General features: G+C 50.2%; 20 protein-coding genes. 2 read left to right on the plus strand and 18 right to left on the minus strand.

From position 1 onward, the window contains the following. Window positions 1-22: 22 nt before the first annotated feature. The 3 genes from EKM94_RS00995 to EKM94_RS01005 all read right to left on the minus strand — a co-directional run bounded on the left by EKM94_RS00995 (window position 23) and on the right by EKM94_RS01005 (window position 2466). Window positions 23-577: a P-loop NTPase family protein gene (locus EKM94_RS00995; protein WP_125596139.1), complete on the minus strand. Its 555-nt coding sequence runs from the start codon at window positions 575-577 to the stop codon at window positions 23-25. A gap of 142 nt (window positions 578-719) precedes the next feature. Continuing rightward, window positions 720-1412: a Bax inhibitor-1/YccA family protein gene (locus EKM94_RS01000; protein ID WP_125596142.1), complete on the minus strand. Its 693-nt coding sequence runs from the start codon at window positions 1410-1412 to the stop codon at window positions 720-722. A gap of 148 nt (window positions 1413-1560) precedes the next feature. Further along, window positions 1561-2466, minus strand: a complete 906-nt coding sequence (locus EKM94_RS01005) for a M15 family metallopeptidase (RefSeq protein ID WP_164511042.1) — start codon at window positions 2464-2466, stop codon at window positions 1561-1563. 231 nt (window positions 2467-2697) lie between these two features. On the opposite strand from EKM94_RS01005, the gene EKM94_RS01010 reads away from it, so the two are divergent. After that, entirely contained in the window at window positions 2698-3111 is a 414-nt protein-coding gene (locus tag EKM94_RS01010) for a hypothetical protein (protein WP_125596149.1), read from the plus strand. A 182-nt stretch (window positions 3112-3293) separates the two neighbouring features. Here the strand turns inward: EKM94_RS01010 and EKM94_RS01015 are convergent, their stop codons facing one another. From EKM94_RS01015 to EKM94_RS01035, 5 genes are all read right to left on the minus strand, one after another. Further along, the gene (locus tag EKM94_RS01015; protein ID WP_125596152.1) at window positions 3294-3830 is read right to left on the minus strand and encodes an adenine phosphoribosyltransferase; all 537 of its coding nucleotides are present in this window, start codon (window positions 3828-3830) and stop codon (window positions 3294-3296) included. A 176-nt stretch (window positions 3831-4006) separates the two neighbouring features. After that, window positions 4007-6508, minus strand: coding sequence for a single-stranded-DNA-specific exonuclease RecJ (recJ, locus tag EKM94_RS01020; protein WP_164511043.1), 2502 nt, complete (start codon window positions 6506-6508; stop codon window positions 4007-4009). A 205-nt stretch (window positions 6509-6713) separates the two neighbouring features. Next, window positions 6714-7379 carry a class A sortase gene (locus EKM94_RS01025; protein ID WP_225422118.1) on the minus strand — a complete coding sequence of 222 codons (666 nt, stop codon included), beginning with the start codon at window positions 7377-7379 and terminating at the stop codon, window positions 6714-6716. 35 nt (window positions 7380-7414) lie between these two features. Next, complete coding sequence (lepA, locus tag EKM94_RS01030; RefSeq protein ID WP_125596158.1) at window positions 7415-9253, minus strand: translation elongation factor 4; 1839 nt, start codon at window positions 9251-9253, stop codon at window positions 7415-7417. Between the two features lie 165 nt (window positions 9254-9418). Further along, on the minus strand, window positions 9419-9610 hold the full coding sequence (locus EKM94_RS01035; protein WP_125596162.1) for a hypothetical protein: 192 nt from the start codon (window positions 9608-9610) through the stop codon (window positions 9419-9421). A gap of 226 nt (window positions 9611-9836) precedes the next feature. Between EKM94_RS01035 and EKM94_RS01040 the strand changes: the two genes are divergently transcribed. Beyond that, a complete protein-coding gene (locus EKM94_RS01040; RefSeq protein ID WP_125596165.1) occupies window positions 9837-10139 on the plus strand; it encodes a hypothetical protein in 303 nt (100 codons plus the stop codon). A gap of 25 nt (window positions 10140-10164) precedes the next feature. Here the strand turns inward: EKM94_RS01040 and EKM94_RS01045 are convergent, their stop codons facing one another. The 10 genes from EKM94_RS01045 to truB form a co-directional block, all read right to left on the minus strand. Beyond that, the gene (locus tag EKM94_RS01045; RefSeq protein ID WP_125596389.1) at window positions 10165-10665 is read right to left on the minus strand and encodes an NUDIX hydrolase; all 501 of its coding nucleotides are present in this window, start codon (window positions 10663-10665) and stop codon (window positions 10165-10167) included. A 114-nt stretch (window positions 10666-10779) separates the two neighbouring features. Continuing rightward, window positions 10780-11940 carry a molecular chaperone DnaJ gene (gene dnaJ / locus EKM94_RS01050; RefSeq protein WP_125596168.1) on the minus strand — a complete coding sequence of 387 codons (1161 nt, stop codon included), beginning with the start codon at window positions 11938-11940 and terminating at the stop codon, window positions 10780-10782. Window positions 11941-12228: 288 nt separating this feature from the next. Beyond that, complete coding sequence (gene dnaK, locus EKM94_RS01055; RefSeq protein WP_125596171.1) at window positions 12229-14091, minus strand: molecular chaperone DnaK; 1863 nt, start codon at window positions 14089-14091, stop codon at window positions 12229-12231. A gap of 67 nt (window positions 14092-14158) precedes the next feature. Next, the gene (gene grpE, locus EKM94_RS01060; protein WP_125596174.1) at window positions 14159-14818 is read right to left on the minus strand and encodes a nucleotide exchange factor GrpE; all 660 of its coding nucleotides are present in this window, start codon (window positions 14816-14818) and stop codon (window positions 14159-14161) included. Between the two features lie 23 nt (window positions 14819-14841). Further along, complete coding sequence (gene hrcA, locus EKM94_RS01065; RefSeq protein ID WP_125596177.1) at window positions 14842-15927, minus strand: heat-inducible transcriptional repressor HrcA; 1086 nt, start codon at window positions 15925-15927, stop codon at window positions 14842-14844. 102 nt (window positions 15928-16029) lie between these two features. Continuing rightward, complete coding sequence (locus EKM94_RS01070; RefSeq protein WP_125596180.1) at window positions 16030-16467, minus strand: hypothetical protein; 438 nt, start codon at window positions 16465-16467, stop codon at window positions 16030-16032. 77 nt (window positions 16468-16544) lie between these two features. Next, complete coding sequence (locus tag EKM94_RS01075; protein WP_125596183.1) at window positions 16545-16823, minus strand: hypothetical protein; 279 nt, start codon at window positions 16821-16823, stop codon at window positions 16545-16547. A gap of 67 nt (window positions 16824-16890) precedes the next feature. Beyond that, a complete protein-coding gene (gene hemW, locus EKM94_RS01080) occupies window positions 16891-18048 on the minus strand; it encodes a radical SAM family heme chaperone HemW (protein ID WP_125596186.1) in 1158 nt (385 codons plus the stop codon). Between the two features lie 76 nt (window positions 18049-18124). After that, the gene (gene ribF, locus EKM94_RS01085) at window positions 18125-19072 is read right to left on the minus strand and encodes a riboflavin biosynthesis protein RibF (RefSeq protein ID WP_125596189.1); all 948 of its coding nucleotides are present in this window, start codon (window positions 19070-19072) and stop codon (window positions 18125-18127) included. 228 nt (window positions 19073-19300) lie between these two features. After that, on the minus strand, window positions 19301-20206 hold the full coding sequence (gene truB, locus EKM94_RS01090; protein WP_125596192.1) for a tRNA pseudouridine(55) synthase TruB: 906 nt from the start codon (window positions 20204-20206) through the stop codon (window positions 19301-19303). Window positions 20207-20481 lie beyond the last annotated feature (275 nt).

The raw sequence follows: 20481 nt of genomic DNA on the forward strand, positions 1-20481 counted from the left end.
CGCCTCGGAAACCGCGGCGGCGCTAAATGCGATCAGGGAAATCCAGCAGGGTGCCCGCCTGAATCTTGGCCAGCAGCGCCGCCTTATCCCGTTGACCGACCAGCAGTAACGGCGTTTGCGGCGCGTAACGGTGGGCCAATTCAGGAATTGCCTGACGATTGCGTTCGGGAAAATTCCAGACAAACTTGACAAAGTCCCAATAGTCTCGGTCCAGGTGCTCGGAGAAATCCGGCGCCATATCAGCGCGCTGTTGGTGATGGACCCGCGTCTGATAGGAACGCGCTAATACCCGCTTAACGGCTACCGCCCGTGGGACCTGCAACCAGATGATCGCATCCGCATGGCGCATCCGGGTGTCCATGGTGGCGCCATAATTGCCATCAATGATCCAGTGATGAGGATGAGCCAACATGAACTCATTTTGCTGAAAATCGAAGTGTTTCTTCGCAACCATCGAATAGTCCGTTTGATGCCAATAGTAATCTAGATTCATTAAGGGCCAACCGGTCGCGAGCTGAATTTGGCGCGCCAAGGTGGACTTCCCACTGCCAGGTGACCCAATCAACATTAGTTTCATTCGTTTATCCTCCTTTTCTGTACCCAGATGGGCCAGGCGCTCACATGGCACTTATTATTTTCAAGCTTGTTTCAACTAAATCGCAAGAAAAAAGCCGCAGTGACAACTGCAGCTTTTTTTCTGAGGAACGTTTTCATCCCGATCAATTGTTCCGTGAAAAGATTCGTAAAATCGACAAGAACAAGTTGATGAAGTCCAGATAAAGTTCCAAGGCGCCGTAAATCGCCAAATTCTCCACGGGAATGCTGCCCGTTTCGGTGGCGTTCTGATACATCAAGGTTAATTTCTGGTTGTCCCAAGCCGTCAAAATAATAAAAACAATCAAAGTGGCGTAAGACAAGACAAATTCCATTTGTGATGAGCCTAGGAAAATATTGATCACGGTCGCCGCCAAGACTCCGATCAGACCCATGAAGGCGATCCGCCCCATTTTGTGCAGTGGCTTGGTGGTCAAGCGACCGTACAGTGACATGGTGACGAAGACCACTAAGGCGGTCAAGAAAGCCGCCGTGATCGCGCCCAGGTCATAAACCCACGGAATGATCGTAAAGGTCAGGCCTTGCAAAACGGAGTAAAGAACGAAATAGGCCATGGTCTGCGCCTTTGATTTCAGTGCCGCGCGGCTTAAGGAGATCACCATCAACAACTCGCCAGCGAAAACCACCCACATCAGCCAACTATAATTATTTAAAATAGTGATGACCGTGCTTTTAAAGAACATATTCAAGACGAACGCCACGCCTGCAGTCACGCCGACGCCAAGTGCCATATAGCCATAAACTTGATTGAAGAAACGTTTCAGACCATCGTCTTTGACGATTTCAGGTTGTTGCATACCATTACCTCCAACGTTAAATAAAAAATTTTCAAATAAAACGGTTGCTTACATTATAACATAGCCACCGTCAAAGTAATCAGTCTTTAGTGCCAACGACCCGGCAAATTGCCCTGAGTTTCGCCAGCAAAGGGGCCCGTCGCCGACCTCATGATCCCGTCGTCAGCAGCTCGACTTGATCCAAGTAAGCCTCCAGCGTGATCTGCTTGGTCATGATCTGCCGCGCAACCGTCACGCCGAGATAACGAATGTGCCAAGGTTCGTATTGATAACCGGTTTCCGCTTCCTTACCTTGGGGAAAACGAATAATGAAACCGAATTGCGCACAATGCTGGGCCAGCCATTGACCAGCTGGGGTCTGACCATACTGATCATCAATCACACCCACATCATAAGCCAAGCCAGTCTGGTGCTCGGAGAAACCTGGTCGCGACGAATAGCGGTCCGCCGCCGCAACGCCATCACGCTGAACATAATCTTGATAGAGTTGCTGTTGTGTGGCATAACTTCGGTACCCAGATAATTGCGGCATTTGATATCCGGCTTTTCGCGCGGCATCTTGCAACTGCAACAAGGCCTGCTCCGCGGTAGCGTTGGGACCGCCAAAGGTTTCCGGCACTGGATGCGTCTTATTGACCAATAAAATATCACGATAATAGCTGGCCTTGACTGAACCAGACTTGGGCAATTGATAAGGTTTGACTCGCCGAAGCTTCTCAGGTGCTTGAACTTCAACGCGATGGGCGACCTGCTTGTCGACCCCATTTTTACTGATGACAAAGGTCAATTCTTGTCGACCTGGTCGCTTCGTATTCAATTTTGACGCCTTTTTCAAATGAGCCCCTGGTGTCATCTTGTTTATTAAATCGGCACTGGTCACCTTGGCGCCATAAGGGACAGTCTCGCGCGCCGAAAACTGAATGTCCAAGGATGCGAAAACTTGATGTTGCTGATGATCGTGCAACAAAAGCCCGATTCCCAGTAACACGAAGAGCCCGAGCAAGACCGCGCAGAATGAAACAATCAATTTATTTTGTCGATACCTTGAATGCACTGCTCTTCGCCTCCACTTGCGACAATTCATGTCCAGAATGTTATGACACTTATTATAACTTGCCAATCGCATGGTGACAACCGACTGTCGTGAACACTAGGAAAAATCTTTTCACCAAAAAGCATCGCCCTTTCAAATTTGTTCATCTTTTTCTAAAAGCGCATACATTTTAGTGAGATAAGTGTTATACTAGAATGAAAATTACTTTTTGTGTAAGTGAGTGCAAATCAAATGTCAGCCTTCTTTAAGAAAAATAGTTATCTCATTTTCGTACTAACAATCCTACTTTGCCTGGTCGGTGGCTACTTTGTCAATCATCAGGCCGGTGAGGCGCCATTAGTCACTGTTTCCAGCCACCAGCACCAACTCGTGCGCCATGAAAAAAATGAAAACAAGTTAACAAGCTTTGAACGATTCCTGGAAAAACAACTATCACTTCATTTTACAGTCAAGCAAATGCGCGATGCTGCCCATTGGGTCGTCGGTCTTAGTTTGGCCATTCTATTGTTGGAACCCTTGCTAGTTTGGCTACTCTATCGGCACAAACCGGCACCGAGTCTGGTGAAGATTCGCCAGGCCCGCTTACAACGCCAGCCTTACGCTCTGGATCGTGATACCGACCGTAGCTTTAAGCCTTGGTCTTAAAAGACTAGGTCCATGATCCAGTTGTCATCGGCCAAGAAGTTGCCACTCTTTAGCCGATTTTAGACATTTTTCTGAAAATAAATAGACGTGCGTCTGATTTTAATCAGATTCACGTCTATTTTTGGCGTTGATCAGAACGATCTAACGTTAAAGCGATGGCAACTTGACCAGCTTGATTCGGTCTAGCTACCCTCGTATTGCAACAATGTGAATAAATCGTAATCTTTGATCTTCTCACGGCCTTTTAAGTCAACCAGTTCGATCAGGAAAGCTGTTCCGACAACGATCCCACCTAAACGTTCAACCAAATCGATGGTCGCCTTGATGGTCCCACCGGTCGCCAGTAAGTCGTCGACGACCAGCACTTTTTGGCCTGGTTTCACGGCGTCTTTGTGCATGAACAACTCGGCTTGCCCGTATTCCAAATCATAGGTCACCGAAATAGTTTCCCGCGGCAATTTACCCTTCTTCCGAGCTGGTGCAAAGCCGATCCCCAAGCGATCCGCAACTGGACACCCCACGATAAAGCCCCGTGCTTCAGGACCACAAATCATTTCTGCACCGTGTTCTTTCGCAAAAGCGGTAATTTTAGCTGTGGCAGCCGCATAAGCAGGGCCGTTTTCCATCAGTGGTGAAATATCGCGAAAGATGATCCCTGGCTCCGGAAAGTCTGGAACTGAGGCAATATAATCGTGAAAATCAATTTCTTTCTCTGTCATGTTCTACATCCTTATCTATCTGTACTTTTTGGAAATGTGTTCACCGACCTAGCTTCTTCCGCTTAGCTACGCCGCTAGTTCGCGGGCTTGAACCCGCCGCCAAACTAGTGGATAGGCTAATGCTCTGAAGCTGACCAGGTCGGTTCGCACTCTTTTTTTAAAACGTGTTCAACAGGTCAGGCTTGTTTCAGAAATCGGGCTACTTGTTGTAAACTGCCTAACGCCAATTGCTGATAAGCCTGTTGCATTGCTTGTTGTTGCCTGAAGGTCGCCGAAGCGGTCAACGGTTGTTTGACCGCTTGTCGGTTGGCCACCAAGCGATCCTTATCCATTTTAACAAAATTCAGCTCAGAAAACACCCTAATTCCAAAATCTAGTTGCGCCGGCGTTAAGCGGCAGTGCTCGGCGAATTGGGTTAGCTGTTGCTGCTCGATCGCGGGCTGTTGATAGATTTCCTTTAATAAGGCGCGCAGTTGGGGAATCTGTAATTTCAACTGTTCGCGGCGTTTGGGCGCCGTGTAGAACAGCAGATATAGCCGCGGCGTTTGCAAGATCTGCAAATAGGCTTGTAGCTGGCTGACTTGCCGGGGCAAATCGATGAAAACCGTCGCCGCGGTAGGCGTGGTCAGTTGGTCGGGATGAGAAATGAAATTGACCTGCTGATAGCGTTGGCCAAGCCGTTGACTAAGCCGACTGTCGAAGCAAATATAGGTCCAAGGGTGCTGAAGCATTTGTGCCCCGAGATGTAAGCGGCGACAATCGACAACTTCAAACTGTTGCTGCGGCCATTGCCAGTGGTCCGTATTATACTTGGCCAAAGCGCTGGCCTGACCAGGCGTTTTTTCGCTAGTACTAGTAGATGCTGGGGACTCACTGGCGCGATTTGACGGGGCTGAAGGCGCTGTCGATCTGGTCGTTGTTGGCGTTGGATTCGCCGGTTGAGGTGATTCTTGAGGCTGAACTGACGCTGATTTTGGCGTGGCCGCCGGGGTCAGGAACTGAACCCCGTTGATCATGATTTGAACTTTGGTTTGACTTTGCCAAGTATTGGTGCCCAGTGATCCTAGCAGCGCGACCTGACTGCCTGCCTGGCGTAGACGGGGCGCTAAGTTGCCTGCGCGAAAAGCCAATGCCTCAATCTGCGGCGTCAAGACACCTTTCAAGGTCTGTTGATCCTTGCCGATCGCCTGCCATTGTTGCCAGGGTAATTGATCAAACATGAAATTTGGTTCTGGGTTTTTCTCACCAAAGGGGCCAAGGATGGTTGCCAGCTGGCCAATCAGTTCTGGTGTTAAGCTTGCCACCTCGGTCGGGCTCAAGGCATAATCAGCTGACAAGCCGCTCGTGGCTGTAATGGCCGTTGATTGCGACTGGGCGGCGTTTTGCAAATGCTCCCGTAACCCAGCGATTTCGGTCGCATCTAGCGATAAGCCCACCGCGCCGGCATGTCCCCCGAACTTCTGAAAATGGGTTTGGTAGTCAGCCAATGCCTGAAACAGGTCGAACTCACCCACTGATCGACCTGAACCCTTGGCCACGCCGGTTTCTCCGGCGATGCTTAAAACCAGAGTGGGACACTGGTACTGATCGACCAACCGACTGGCGACGATTCCCAAGACCCCCTCGGCCCAATCTGAACCGGCGACAACGATTGCCTTAGGTGTTGGCTCATTGGCCAATTGTGTCTGGGCCTGAGCCAGGACCTCCGTCACAAGGTCTTGGCGTTGCCGATTAGTTTGTTCAACATCTTGGGCGATTTTAGCGGCTGCTTGATCATCGAACGTTGTTAATAAGGCGACGGCTGGTCGCGCGCTACCCACGCGGCCTAGTGAATTCAGCCGCGGAACGATTCCGAAGGCAATCTGGCGGGCGTCGATCTGCGTCAGATCGATCTTGGCCAGTTCCGCCAAAGCGGTCAGTCCTAATCGTGGATCCGCTTGGATCTGCTTGATCCCTGCGGCCACCAACAGACGATTATCCGCGACCAACGGCATCACATCACCAATGGTGCCGATCGTGGCCAGATCCAGCAACTCTACGGGCATATCCCCTAATAGACCCCAAGCCAAATAAAAAGCGACCCCAGCACCAGCAAAATAACCAAAGTCACAGGTTGACTGCGGATGCCGTGGATGCACAATCGCATAGGCCTCTGGCAGCTGCGCCGGCAAATCATGGTGATCCGTAATGATCACATCCATGCCATGAGCCTGCGCATAAGCCACTTCATCAACACCGGTAATGCCATTGTCCACGGTAATCAATAACTTGGTCCCTTGAGCAACTAGCTCCTGATAGCGCGCCAGATTAGGGCCATAGCCATCGCTGAAGCGACTGGGCACATAATAGTCCACATCCACGCCCAACGCGCTAAAAGTGTCGACAAGGATCGCCACACTGGTGACCCCATCCGCGTCGTAATCACCGTAGACCGTAATTTTCTCGTTATCATCCAGTGCCTGCTCGATCCGCGCCACCGCCCGGTCCAAATCATGAAAATGATCTGGCGTGGTCAATTGACTCAGATCCACGTTCAAGAACGCCCGAATCCCAGCCGCATCAGTTAGACCCCGATTCATTAAGATCGCCACGATCAAAGGCGGCAAGTTTAAGGCTGCTGCTAAATTGGCTACCTCAGCTTGATCTAGTTTTTTTGGTGCTGTCCACTTATCTTGCAAAAAATCAAACCCCATCACTTTCGACATTTTTCCAGTGCACCGTTCCCGCGGCTTCCCTGGGACACATTCCTACTGACCAGCCGCTGGTCCTTTGGCTAGAAAGCCAGCCAGTCAAAGTCTCCGCGCACAAACTTAACGGTCATCCTTCGCGCTATTCTTCAGAAGAACCAGCTAGAACATCCAGTTCGCTCACCCTAACGCCAGCCTAGTGGGCGAAGACTTGCATGGCTGTTTTAGTCGCGGCCTTAACACTCTGCAACGCGCCTTGAACGGCCCAACGATTGGCGCCGCCATCCGCGCAGGTAATCAAGGTGACGATCTTCTCCCCAGCGCGATCATCAATGACCGTGACCGCTTCAGGCTTGATCACTGCTTTACTGGTGATCTGATAAGTGTAGACCTTCTCCAGATCGGTCAAATAAATCAACTGACCCACTTGCGTTTGGGCGATCGGCGAGAAGAGGATGCCTTTGTTCGTCATGTAATGACCAGCCAAAGCGTAATTACCTTGACCCATCTCCTGATCCGCCTTCATCGTCCCCGCGCCAGAAGATAGCGCCGTGTCGCTGAGACCCTTGAAAATCGGCAAATACAAATTAACGCTGGGAATGGCGATTTTCCCCAAGGCGCCCACGGGATCAGGATCGATTGCCGCTTTGGCCACTTGGGTCGTATCAATGCTTTTCACCTTGGAGAAATCGAACTCACCCTTAACATTCTTGGCTTGCTTGATCGACTTCTTAGTCACTTGTTCCGTGCGATTATTGGACATCCATTTGATGGCCTGATCCTTGATCTGTTGGTTAAAGATCAGCGTCAAGGACACCAGCAACAATAAAATCAGACCAACGATCTTCAATTTCTTTTTCAATGGTCGGACCCCCCATCTGTCAAAAAGCTTGGACCTTACTTACCTTTGATATCGTCATCATTGAGCTGCAAGATCGTCATAAAGGCTTCCTGCGGCACTTCAACATTCCCGATCGCCTTCATCCGTTTCTTACCGGCTTTTTGCTTCTCTAACAATTTCCGTTTCCGCGTGATGTCACCACCGTAACATTTCGCCAAAACGTTCTTCCGATAGGCCTTGATCGTCGCGCGGGCAATGATCTTATTGCCAATGGCCGCTTGGATCGGTACCTCGAATTGTTGCCGCGGAATCACCTCTTTGAGCCGGGTGACGATCAAGCGTCCCCGTTCGAAAGCAAAATCGCGGTGAACAATGAAGCTTAACGCGTCAACGCCTTCGCCATTCAAGAGGATGTCCATTTTGACCAGATCACTGGCGCGATAGCCACTGATTTCATAATCCAGCGATGCGTAACCCTTGGTATTGGACTTCAGGTCATCAAAGAAATCGTAAATGATTTCGGAAAGCGGCATCTGATAGATCACATTGACCCGGTATGTGTCCAAGTAGTCCATCGTGACAAATTCGCCACGCTTACGCTGACAGAGTTCCATCACCGCGCCAACATACTCATTGGGCACCATGATTTCCGCCTTAACATAAGGTTCGCGCACTTCCTTGATTTCAGAAACTTCTGGCAACGCTGCCGGGTTGTCGATCACCTGCTCGGTCCCATCCGTCAACACCACGTGATAATCCACAGAAGGCGCGGTCATGATCAAATCCAAATTGAATTCACGTTCCAGCCGTTCCTGGACCACATCCATGTGGAGCAAACCTAAGAAGCCACAACGGAACCCGAAACCCAACGCTTGCGACGTTTCTGGTTCGAAATCCAAGGCGGCATCATTCAAGCGCAATTTTTCCAATGCTTCCCGGAGATCGTTGTATTTGGCGTTATCCACTGGGTACATCCCCGAATACACCATCGGCTGGATCTTGCGGTAGCCCGGCAAGGCCTTGGCCGCCGGTCGCGCCGCCGCAGTGATCGTATCACCCACATCAGTCTCTTGAACAGATTTGATCGCGGCGGTCAAATAACCCACATCCCCCGCCAACAGCACGTCTCGTTGGACCGCTTTCGGCGACATCACGCCAACTTCGGTCACCTCATACTCGTGCCCGTGGCTCATCAGCTTGATTTTGTCACCAGGCTTGACGGTGCCATCAACCACCCGCACGCTCAACACCACGCCCCGATAACTGTCATAGACAGAATCGAAGATCAGGGCCTTCAGTGGCGCCTCCGGATCACCAGTTGGCGCGGGAATATCGGTCACGATCCGCTCCAACAATTCCGGGATCCCGGTGCCAACCTTCGCGCTGGTCAAAACCGCCTCGCTGGCATCAATGCCGATCATGTCCTCGATTTCTTCCTTGACCCGATCAGGATCAGCAGAAGGCAAATCGATCTTATTGATGACCGGCAAGATCTCCAAATCGTTATCCAGCGCCAAATAAACGTTGGCCAAGGTTTGGGCTTCCACACCTTGCGCCGCGTCAACCACCAGGACCGCCCCTTCACAGGCCGCCAACGACCGCGAAACCTCATAGGAGAAATCCACGTGTCCCGGCGTATCGATCAAATGGAAAATATACGTTTGACCATCCTTCGCCTGATAATGGAGTTCCACGGCGTTGAGCTTGATGGTAATGCCCCGCTCCCGTTCTAGGTCCATATTATCTAGTAGCTGCGCCTGCATTTCCCGCGGCGCTACCGTATCAGTCAGCTCAAGGATCCGATCCGCGATCGTTGATTTACCATGATCGATATGGGCCACAATCGAAAAATTGCGGATATGCTTTTGTCGTTCTAACATTTCTTCTCGTGTCATTTTCTTCGCACCTAACTCGTTTCTTCTCAGTAAATTATAACAAAAATTGCCTGCAAGTGCGACTAGTCGTCACTCACTTGCTTGCTGTTTGAAGCTTGTTTGGTCATGTAAAGTATTATGCCCGCGGCTTGCGCTGCGAAATTCGGGGTGAGCTCGCTGTGGGCGTCACTTTGAGCTTTTCGGAAGGGCGCCGAAAATCTCAAAGCTGAGCCTTGTCCTAAGCGGCAGAGCCGCCAAGGACAATTTCACGGCGATCTCACCCCGAATTTCTCCGCTCCAGCCGCTAAACGTTATAACAGCCGTTTGAGCACTCACGCCAGCTGGCAAGCTATGGTCAATTGATGAGAGCCACGCCATTAAAGACCGTGGTTAGTGGTCACCGGCTTTAAATTGGTGACACCAGCACAGTCTGACTGATGAACTAAAGCAAGCTCTTGATGAATCAGTTGGGATTGCTGTACCACCCAAAAAAAGGGCAATTGTTTGACCGCTACCTTGCAAAAGCACTTCGTTAGATACACAACTTCGGTTGCAGATAGGCTCAATTCTGCCTAGCAACCGGCTGGGACTGCGCGGCTCAGTGGTGAAATTGTCCTTGGCGGCTTTGCCGCTTAGGACAAGGCCTGATTTTGAGACAAGCCGCGCTTTTTGCGGATTGGCTCAAAACAGCGCCCACCACGTTCCAGTCCGCAACAGCAGTCCCAGCCGGTTGCGCTCACGCGCAACACCCAGCACACCTGCAAAAGAGCTGTGCATCCGGCCACGGCAAACGTCACCAACTAAACTCCAAGCAAAAAAAGTGGGACGCTGGCCTCAAAGGATCAGCTTGTTAATGGACAAGTTGCCTCTGGACGCCATTGCGACCCACTTGTTTTTGATTTTATAATTGGTATTAGCCCTTGGCCTTCGCGCTAGAATACTGGCTGGCTGAGAACTTGCCAAGTAGCATAGCTAGTATCGGCTGGCGTAAACTTTTGGCCATTTTGTAAATAGTCCTTGGCTTTTAAAACCAATGGTGACGCATTCGCCAAGTTCAAATCGGCCAAGTTGACCCGAACGGCTCCCAATGAATCCTGTCCGATAAACTGATCTACCTTTGCCGCGACTTGACCGGTCACTTCATTGATCCGATAAAAAACGCAAATGTGCTGATTCCAATGGAAATCTTGATAGTCCCAAGGATATTTGAAGGAAGTCACGCCCAGTTGGGTCAGACGCAATGGCTGGAGCGCTGTTTCTTCGGTAATCTCGCGGAGAATCGCGTGGTCCAATGACTCGCCATTTTCCAGGCTACCACCGGGGAGATCAAACCGATTGATGTAAGGTCCCCCATTTTTCTTGATCACGACCAGCGAAGTTTGATCGCCAATGATGCCATAAACACCAAACGCGAGATGATAATCCACTGCCATTACCAACAGCCGCCTCCTACCTATTTTTCAAAGAAGCTGGTGTCACTTGATTGAGACAGCTTGCTTCATTCAATGATGGTTAGCCGATTGAGCCAACGCTAGCCGCACCTAATGTTATTGAAACTTCTCTTTAAAGCGGCTGAAAAAATCACCTTTTTGCGGATCGATCTTGTCGCCACTGGCAATCACAAAATCTTTCAACGCGTTCTTTTGCTTGTCATTCAAGCGTTTCGGGGTCACCACGTTAACGGTGACGGTTTCATCGCCGTTGGTCTTGCTGTGCAAACGAGGGGCACCCTTGCCTTTCAGCCGGAATTTCGTGCCTGATTGTGTTCCCGCTGGCACCTTCAGTTTGACTGGTCCGTGAACCGTATCCACTTCGAGTTCATCGCCTAAAGCCGCCTGGGGGAAACTGATCGGGATCGTCACGAAGATTTCCGCGCCGTCACGTTCAAATTTATCACTTGGCGCCACGCGGAAGACAATGTAAAGATCGCCATAAGGGCCGCCGTTTTCGCCAGCCTCACCTTGACCTTCCAAGCGCATTTGTTGGCCGTCCTCGATTCCCGCGGGAATCGTGACTTTGACCTGATGACTTTGTTTCTCTTTGCCGGTACCGTGACAAGTTGGGCAAGGGTTCTCAACGATCTTGCCTTTGCCGCCGCAACGATCACAGTTGACCCGCGTCCGAATACGACCCAGCGGTGATTGTTGCTCAACTTCCATAAAACCAGTGCCATGACACTTGGGACAAGTGATCGGCTGGGTACCAGGCTTCGCGCCACTCCCGTTACAGGTATGGCAATTGGCTTCGCGATTATAACTGATATCCGTTTCCTTGCCAAAAATCGCTTCTTCAAATTTCAGATCCATCCGATATTGTAGATCGGCGCCTTGGCGCGGAGCGGTGGCGCTATTCGCGCGACTGCCGCCACCGCCAAAGAACTGACTGAAGATGTCACCGAAATCACCAAAGCCACCGCCGAAATCGCCACCGGCTTGGCCATAGCCACCGCCACCGAAGGGATTACCGCCGCCCTGAAAAGCCCCATCCATGCCGGCCTTGCCATATTGGTCATAAGTCGCGCGTTGTTGGGGATCTGAAAGAGTTTCGTAAGCTTCATTGATTTTTTTAAATTTCGCTTCGGCATCTGGAGCCTTGTTGATATCGGGATGATATTTTTTGGATAATTGTCGATAAGCTTTTTTGATATCTGCGTCGGATGCGTCTTTCTGCAAACCAAGAACATCATAAAAGTCCTGATCGTCTGCCATTGTTTTCCTCCTTATCGACCATTCGTCGAATTAATACACATCAAAAATTGTAGCATAAACAAGAGAGCGCGACAAGCGGCTTGAGGTGATCAGACCGTGCCTGGCAATTGCTTCTTGCGTTGATCCGCCACTTCCCACTTCATTGGCAGAATCGAGACACTGATTTTGCCACCAACACCGCCTGCCATCAAAAAGAGATTGGATCAACGACCCAATCTCCCTTGGTGACAAACAGACTGGTGCTCTTTGCCACTTTTTACTTATTACGCTGTTGGTTGCGCTGGTTGCTTATTTCTTGTCTTTATCGACTTCTTCAAAGTCACCGTCAACCGTGCCGTTGTCGTCGCCCTTGCCTTGATCGTCATAGCCTTTACCTTCGTCACCCTTGGCAGCGTCGCCTTGGGCTTGCTGCGCTTCTTGAGCTTGTTGGTAAAGTTTGACCGTTAAGTCTTGAACGACCTTGCTTAATTCGTCACGCTTGGTCTTCATCTCTTCAGTGTCATTGGCTTCTTGCGCCTTCTTCAAAGCGTCACGAGCGTCTTCAGCTTTCTTGATTTCTTCGTCAGAAACCTTGCCTTTGAGTTCGCCTAAAGTCTTTTCAGTTTGGAAGAGTAATTGGTCAACGTCGTTTTTCAAGTCGACTTCTTCCTTACGCTTCTTATCTTCTTCAGCGTTCTCGTCGGCTTCTTTCTTCATCCGTTCGATTTCTTCGTCGGACAAGCCTGATGAACTCTTGATGGTGATCTTTTGTTCCTTGCCAGTGCCCATATCCTTCGCGGAAACGTTAACGATACCATTCCGGTCGATATCAAAAGTCACTTGGATTTGTGGGACGCCCCGAGGCGCAGCTGGAATATCAGTCAATTGGAAACGACCTAAAGTCTTGTCGTCAGCCGCCATTGGCCGTTCGCCTTGGAGCACGTGGATATCAACAGCAGGTTGATTATCCGCAGCCGTTGAGAAGGTTTGTGACTTAGAAGTTGGGATCGTCGTGTTCCGATCGATCAACTTGGTGAAGACACCACCCATGGTTTCGATTCCTAATGACAATGGCGTTACGTCAAGCAAGACAACGTCCTTAACATCACCAGCGATCACGCCACCTTGGATCGCCGCGCCAATTGCAACGGCTTCGTCAGGGTTGATCGAATGGTCTGGTTCCTTGCCCGTCCAGCTCTTGACTGCGTCTTGAACAGCTGGGATCCGCGTTGAGCCACCATTTAAAATAACTTTGTCAATATCCGCATTGCTTAAGCCAGCATCACGCATGGCATTTTCAACTGGGATCCGGGTTTTTTCAACTAAATCGGCAGTCAATTGGTCGAATTGTGCTCGGGTCAAAGTTTCTTCCAAGTGCAAAGGTCCATTAGCGCCGGCGGAAATAAATGGCAAGCTGATCGATGTTTGGCTAACGCCAGACAAGTCCTTCTTAGCCTTTTCAGCCGCGTCCTTCAAGCGTTGCATCGCCATCTTGTCTTGGGACAAGTCGATGCCATTAGCTTGCTTGAATTGCGCGACCAGCCAGTCGATGATCTTGTTATCAAAGTCATCGCCACCCAAACGAGTGTCACCGTTCGTGGACAGCACTTGGAAAACGCCATCGCCTAATTCCAAGATGGAAACGTCGAAAGTCCCACCACCAAGGTCGTAAACTAAAACTTTCTCGTCAGCGTCGCCTTTATCAAGGCCATAAGCCAAAGCGCTGGCCGTTGGTTCGTTGATGATCCGTTGCACATTCAAACCGGCGATCTTACCAGCGTCTTTAGTGGCCTGACGTTGGCTGTCGTTGAAGTAAGCAGGCACAGTAATGACCGCGTCTGTCACGGTTTCGCCAAGATAGTCCTCAGAGAATTTCTTGATGTACTGCAAGATCATCGCGGAAATTTCTTGTGGTGTGTATTCCTTGCCATTGGCTGAGACTTTGTAGCCAGCCTCGCCCATATGACGTTTGATCGAAGAAATCGTATCTGGGTTAGTGATTGCTTGCCGCTTGGCAACTTCACCAACTTGGATCTCACCGTCTTTAAAAGCCACGACAGAAGGTGTGGTCCGATTGCCTTCTGGGTTTGTAATGATTTTTGGTTTGCCGCCTTCAAGGACTGCAACTGCAGAGTTGGTTGTCCCTAAGTCGATCCCAATAACTTTTGCCATATTGAATTACCTCACTTATTATTTAAAAATTAATTTGACTTTGATGAAACAAGTTCGCTCAACGCGGCTATTTCGCCACGATGACCATCGCTGGCCGGATCGTGCGATCTTTCAGGCAATAGCCCTTTTGCAGGACCTGGTAAATCGTATCCACCGGATGTTCAGCGTCGGCTGGCGCCGTTTGCACGGCCTGATGATAATGAGGATCAAATGGTTCGCCGACCTGACCAACCGCGGTGATCGCGCTATCCTGCAAAGCGGCCTGCAAATGATCCAACACCATTGCGACACCCTTGTGCAGTTGCTGCGCTGATTCGCCTTCCACTGCAACAGCCAATGCCCGTTCCAAGTTATCGACCACTGGCAAAATCGCCGTGCCTAACTTTTGGGCCGCGTATTTCGCTTGCGTTTCCCGTTCTTTCTCGTGACGCGCGTGCATGTTTTGGATCTCAGCTTGCGAGCGCAGCCATTGATCTTGTAATTCTTCATTCTTCGCCGTCAGTTCCGCGATTTTCTGTTCCAACGCGGCTGGATCCGTTCCGATGACCTCTTTCAGATCCTCATCATTCAGATCCTCGATCACTTGCTTAACGGACTCTTCGTGCTTAGCCTTTTTGGCAGCTTTCTTACTCTGTTTAGCCTGTTGGGCCTGTTCTGCGAATTTCGCGTCTTTTTCAGATGGAAATTCAACTGGCTGCTCAGGTTGTTTGTTTGTCTTAGCGGACAAAGCCGTCACTCCCTTGATTTAAACTAGCTATCATCGTGAAAATAGCCGTAATACTCAACTAGCTTCTTAACCAATTCATCGCTGAAAAGTTGTAACAACCCAATCAGTTGCGAATAGGGCATGCTGGTGGGCCCGAGAATCGCGATCACGCCATCCCCGTGCTGACCCACATGATACTTGGCCGTGATCAAACCATAGTCACTGAGCAGCGAATTATTGAATTCGTCGCCTAAGCGGACTGAGATCGGACCTAACACTTGTTGCGGATCTTGTGGTTTCTTCGACGCCGCCACCTGATCCAGGTCCAATAATGATGGTAGGATCGATTCTTTGTCAAGCAGTTGATACACACTCTTCAGTTGATCTAGATCGGTCGGTTGGGCGAAACTGAGAAGATTGGAACGACCACCCACATAGAAATGCTGGGACGCCGCCCGCTTCAACACATCACCAAACAAATCGATAAAACCAGTTGAAGAATGCAAATATTTCGTCAACAATTGGGGAATTTCACTGGCGAGTTTTTGTTTCACGACAGCCAGAGGCAAGCCGACCAATTGATCATTAATGATCCGGACGGCCTTCTCCAAATCGTCGGAGCTGATCAAATGCAGCAAACGATAAACGCGACTTTCCACCGTACCAGCGCTGGTCGCCAAAATGGCAATGATCTGATCATTACCCAACGGAATCACCCGAAACCCAGTCAACGTCACATTGGCGCTTTCCGGTCCCAGCGAAATCGTGGTGTAATTGGTTAAATTTGACAAAATCGTCGCGGATTGCTTGACGATCTCATCGATTTCATGATAATCGTGGTCAAAGTTCGCCGCGATTTTATCAAAAACCTGCGGAGATACCGCGGTCGGTTGCAGCAAATGATCGAGATAATAACGATAACCAGCCGTTGATGGGATCCGTCCCGATGATGTGTGATTTTTCATGATCAACCCATCATCTTCCAGCGCCGCCATTTCATTACGAATCGTGGCGGAACTGATGTGGAACGGCAATTGCCCCATCAATGTCTTGGAACCAACAGGCTGTCCTGTTTCGTTATAAATACGAACGATCTCTGCCAAAATCAGTGCCTGACGTTTGGTCGGCATAGTTATCACCTCTTTTTTAGCACTTGATTGTTATGAGTGCTAACAACACTATAAAATATACCAACCGCGGCTTTTAAAGTCAAGGAAACGCACCATTTTTCTTTAAAAAAACGCGAAATCAGACCGGGGACCGATGAGCTTCTCCGACCTGATTATCGATGGGACTCGGACCAGATAAAGTAGTTTGGCCGCGGCTTGCGCTGCGAAATTCGGGGTGAGCTCGCTGTGGGCGCTGTTTTGAGCCAATCCGCAAAGTACGCGGCTTGTCTCAAAATCAGGCCTTGTCCTAAGCGGCAAAGCCGCCAAGGACAATTTCACGGCGATCTCACCCCGAATTTCTCCGCTCCAGCCGCTCAACGTTATAGCAGCCGTTTGAGCACTCACGCCATCCGGCAAGATATGGCCAATTGATGGAGAACCACGCAAATGACGACCGTGGTTAGTGGTTACCAGCTTCATATTGGTGACACCAGTACAGTCTGTCTGATGAACTAAAGCAAGTTCTTGATAAATCAGCTGGATTGGTCGGTTTCCAACCAAAATCCGTTTAAATAAGTGAGATAAAGTTGGCGGCACTATCCGAAATGTACCGACCTACTAATCCAAATCAGTTGGCATTACCGTACCACCCCAAAGAAAGCAATTGTTTGACCTCTAGCTCGCAAAACCACTTCGTCAGATACCCAACTTTGATTGCAGATAAGCTCAATGCTGCCTAGCAACCGGCTGGGACTGCGCGGCTCAGTGGTGAAATTGTCCTTGGCGGCTTTGCCGCTTAGGACAAGGCTCGATTTGAAGACAAGCCGCGCACTTTGCGGATTGGCTTCAAACGACGCCCACCACGTTCCAGTCCGCATCAGCAGTCCCAGCCGGTTGCGCTCACGCGCAACACCCACCCACACCTGCAATCAGCAAAAAAAGCGGCGTGACCGCCACTTTTCAAAATTAAACCATCACTGCAAATCAAACCAACATAAAATCAGCGAAAACATCATTGCCAACAAACCGACCGCGCTCGGTCAGCGCATAAGCAGGACCCAGATCAACCAGCAACCCCTGCTGGATCAACCGAGGGATCACCTGCGGATAAACCGCCAAGATCGAACGGCCGAAACGTTCCTGAAAACGCGCCTTTTCCACTCCAGCGTTGAGCCGTAACCCTAGGAAAAGTTGCTCCTCGATTTGTTGATTGGTGGTGATCTGCTCCGACGTTAGGATCGGTAATTGTTCCTGGGCCAAGGGCTGCAAGTATTGCTGGATCGGGCCGAAATTCTGATACCGAGTTTGCCCCAAGTAACCCGATGCACCGGCGCCAAAGCCGAAATAATACTCGTTATGCCAATAGACCAAGTTATGTTGCGATTGAAAACCCGGTCGCGCAAAGTTGCTGATCTCGTACTGTTCGATGCCATGGGCGTTCAACGTGTCCATCGCCAGTTGGTACATATCCGCTTCCATATCTTGACTAGGTAGCTGTAATTTGCCCCGGCGCATCAAATTGTAGAAAACGGTTTTGCGTTCCAAAATCAGCGAATAAGTCGCGTAGTGAGGAATTTCCAGCGCCAAGGCTTGACGCAAACTGCGTTGAAAATCAACCAGATCTTGGCCTGGCAAGCGATAGATCAGGTCAATGGAAATGTTGTCAAAACCGGCTTGTTGGGCCTGTTCCACCGCTTGGACCGCCTGGCGCGCCGTATGGGTCCGGCCAATTTTCTTCAAAACGGTGTCGTTGAAAGATTGGACCCCGATGCTGAGCCGATTGACACCGTGCGCCTGGAGTATCGCCAGTTTGTCACCATCAAGCAGGTCATTGGGATTGGCCTCAAAGGTCACCTCTTGACCGCGAAATGGCAATAATTCCTGAACACCGGTCAAGAGGAAATCCAGCTCCGCCGCAGGTAAGGCGCTAGGGGTGCCGCCGCCGAAATAAATGGTGCCGATGGTCACATCGGGATGCTGGGCCAAGGTCAACCGGATCTCAGCCAGCAACGCCACCAAATAATCATGAACGGGTTGCCCATTGATCAGCACCTTGTTGAAATTGCAATAGTAACAAATATGATCACAAAAAGGAATGTGAATATAGACAGCGGCCTGTTGGCGACTAACCTGTGCTACCATGTGCGCTCCTCCTATTCGGATACTTTGAAAATAACTGCCGCGCGGGTTTTAACGAGCTTTTTAACCCTTCGGCGTGTTAACCCTTCGGAGCGGCTAAAAAAGCGCGACTCTGCTGGGCATCTTTTTGCAACTGGGCGACTAACCCAGCCGCGCCGGTAAATTTGACCTCACCTCGTAAGTAGTGATGCCAGCGCAATTTGACCGTCTCGCCATAAATATCCTGATCAAAATCAAAAATATTACATTCCACGGTCAGCGGATGGTCAGCGCCAAACGTGACATTGCGGCCAATCGAGGTCATCGACGGGTACCAACGCCCCTGAACCAAGATTTCGGTGGTATAGATCCCCACACCGGGCAAACGCTCACCGTGAGTCGTGCGAATATTGGCCGTTGGGTAGCCCAAGGTCCGACCCCGCGCTTCACCATGGACCACGATACCTGAGGTTTGATACACATAACCCAGCAAATGATTCGCAGTCTCAACCTGACCACTAGCCAGCGCGTCCCGAATGGCGCTTGATGAGATTTTATGCGCCAACAATTGCTGTTGCGGCACTTCAATGATTTCGAAACGGTCTTTGGCATAAGCCGGCAAATGAGCCATGTCGGCGATGGTTTTCGGCCCATAGGTATAGTCAAAGCCGGCCACCGCCACATGCACGCCTAAGCCAACGAGGAATTGATCGACGAAATCCTGGGGCGTCAAATGACCCACTTGTGAGGTGAAATCGACCACATATAAATAATCGACGCCCAGCCCCGCCATCAATTCGATTTTACGCTCCAAGGTCGACAAATACGTGAAGTCCGCCGCATCGACTTTCTGAAAAACGATCCCCGGATACTTATCAAAAGTCATCACCGCTACCGGCAACCCCGCCGCCTGTCCCGCCGCTAACGCAGTCTTGATCACCGCTTGATGGCCGCGATGGACCCCGTCAAAGAACCCTAGGGCCATGACTTTAGGGCGCAGATCGATTTTTGTTGCCTGAAATGGATAGCTTAAATGAATGACTTCCACAATTGTTCCCTCTTCCTTGAACAGTGCCACAACGCTTTGAAAATTCTAAAATAATGCTTTGAAATAGCTAAAACGAGCCTGAGATAAGTTTGAAATCAACCGGTGTAAAGTACGAAATTGTGCTATTTAAAATGGTAGTATTTGAAAGTAGAAACGCTTAAACTCGGAATCTTTGAAATCGAATATTAAACTCGAAAATTTTGAAGTAAAAATATTTGAAAAACCGCCCTACTGATTGGCCAATAGCATGGTTTCGGCGCTGTAATTACCTAACCGACTTGGCTGATAACGATAGATCGCCTTGATTTTATCTTCGTAGAACAGCGTCACTTCCGGCGCCGAGCTTGCCAAGGTGATCGCGCCGCCGTTTTTGACCAGTTGCCATTGGGTCGCGTCCAGCCGCACCGCCGGCAAGGCCGCCAATACTGTTTCGATCGGGCGCAAAACCGTGCTCAGTTCAGCTTGCGCCATCGCCGTTGCGACCTGCGCCAAGGTCACAGTTTCCGCCAAAGTGATGCCGCCGCTTTCCAGCCGCTGCAACGACGACATCACCGCAGGCACCCCTAATAACTGACCACAATCAGTGGCCAGAGTCCGCACATAAGTCCCCTTGGAGCAACTGACCGTGAAAGGAAAGCGAACCACCCCAGCAGTAGCGTCATAATCAAGGGGCGCCGTCCGCTGGAAGCTAAAAACGTGGATCTGCCGCACCGGCCGTTCCACCGTTTCGCCAGCGCGAGCGTACTCGTAAAGTCGGCGCCCGTTGACCTTGACCGCCGAAAACATCGGGGGGATCTGCGCCACATCGCCAGTCAGTTTCGTCAAGGCCGCATCCACCTCAGCTTCTGTCGGCGCCTGCGTCAGAAAGACCCGTTCAACCTCGTCGCCGCTAAGATCCTCGGTGGTGGTCGCAAAGCCCAGAGTGATCTCACCTTGATAAACCTTCCCGCCGGCTAGCAGACGATTGACCAGTTTTGTGGCCTGCCCCACACAAATTGGCAAAACGCCGTCCACATCCGGATCTAAAGTGCCGGTGTGGCCAATACGTCGCTCATGTAAGATCTTTCTTAACTTATAAACACAGTCCGCGCTGGTCATCCCCCGCGGTTTGTACAATGGGATCACGCCGTCCATTCCAATTCTCCTCATAACCTGACTTAGAAAACAATGCATTTATTATAACAGAAAAACCCGTTGTTGTTGTGGATACTTATTTGCGGTTTTTCTTGAAAGCCAACTGGCAACAACATTATGGCCGCCATCAACCACTGTTGAAAAAAAGAGTTGGCGCCCACCTGAGTAACTTCCGAACCAATAACCGAGCAGGCGTTTTGAAAGTAGATTGAGATATGGGTTGGTCTCCAGGAACCCCTGCGTAGTTGGGCGAAAGAGATTACGTCAGAAAACGC

This window comes from Lapidilactobacillus achengensis, assembly GCF_003946655.1.
Classification (GTDB): domain Bacteria; phylum Bacillota; class Bacilli; order Lactobacillales; family Lactobacillaceae; genus Lapidilactobacillus; species Lapidilactobacillus achengensis.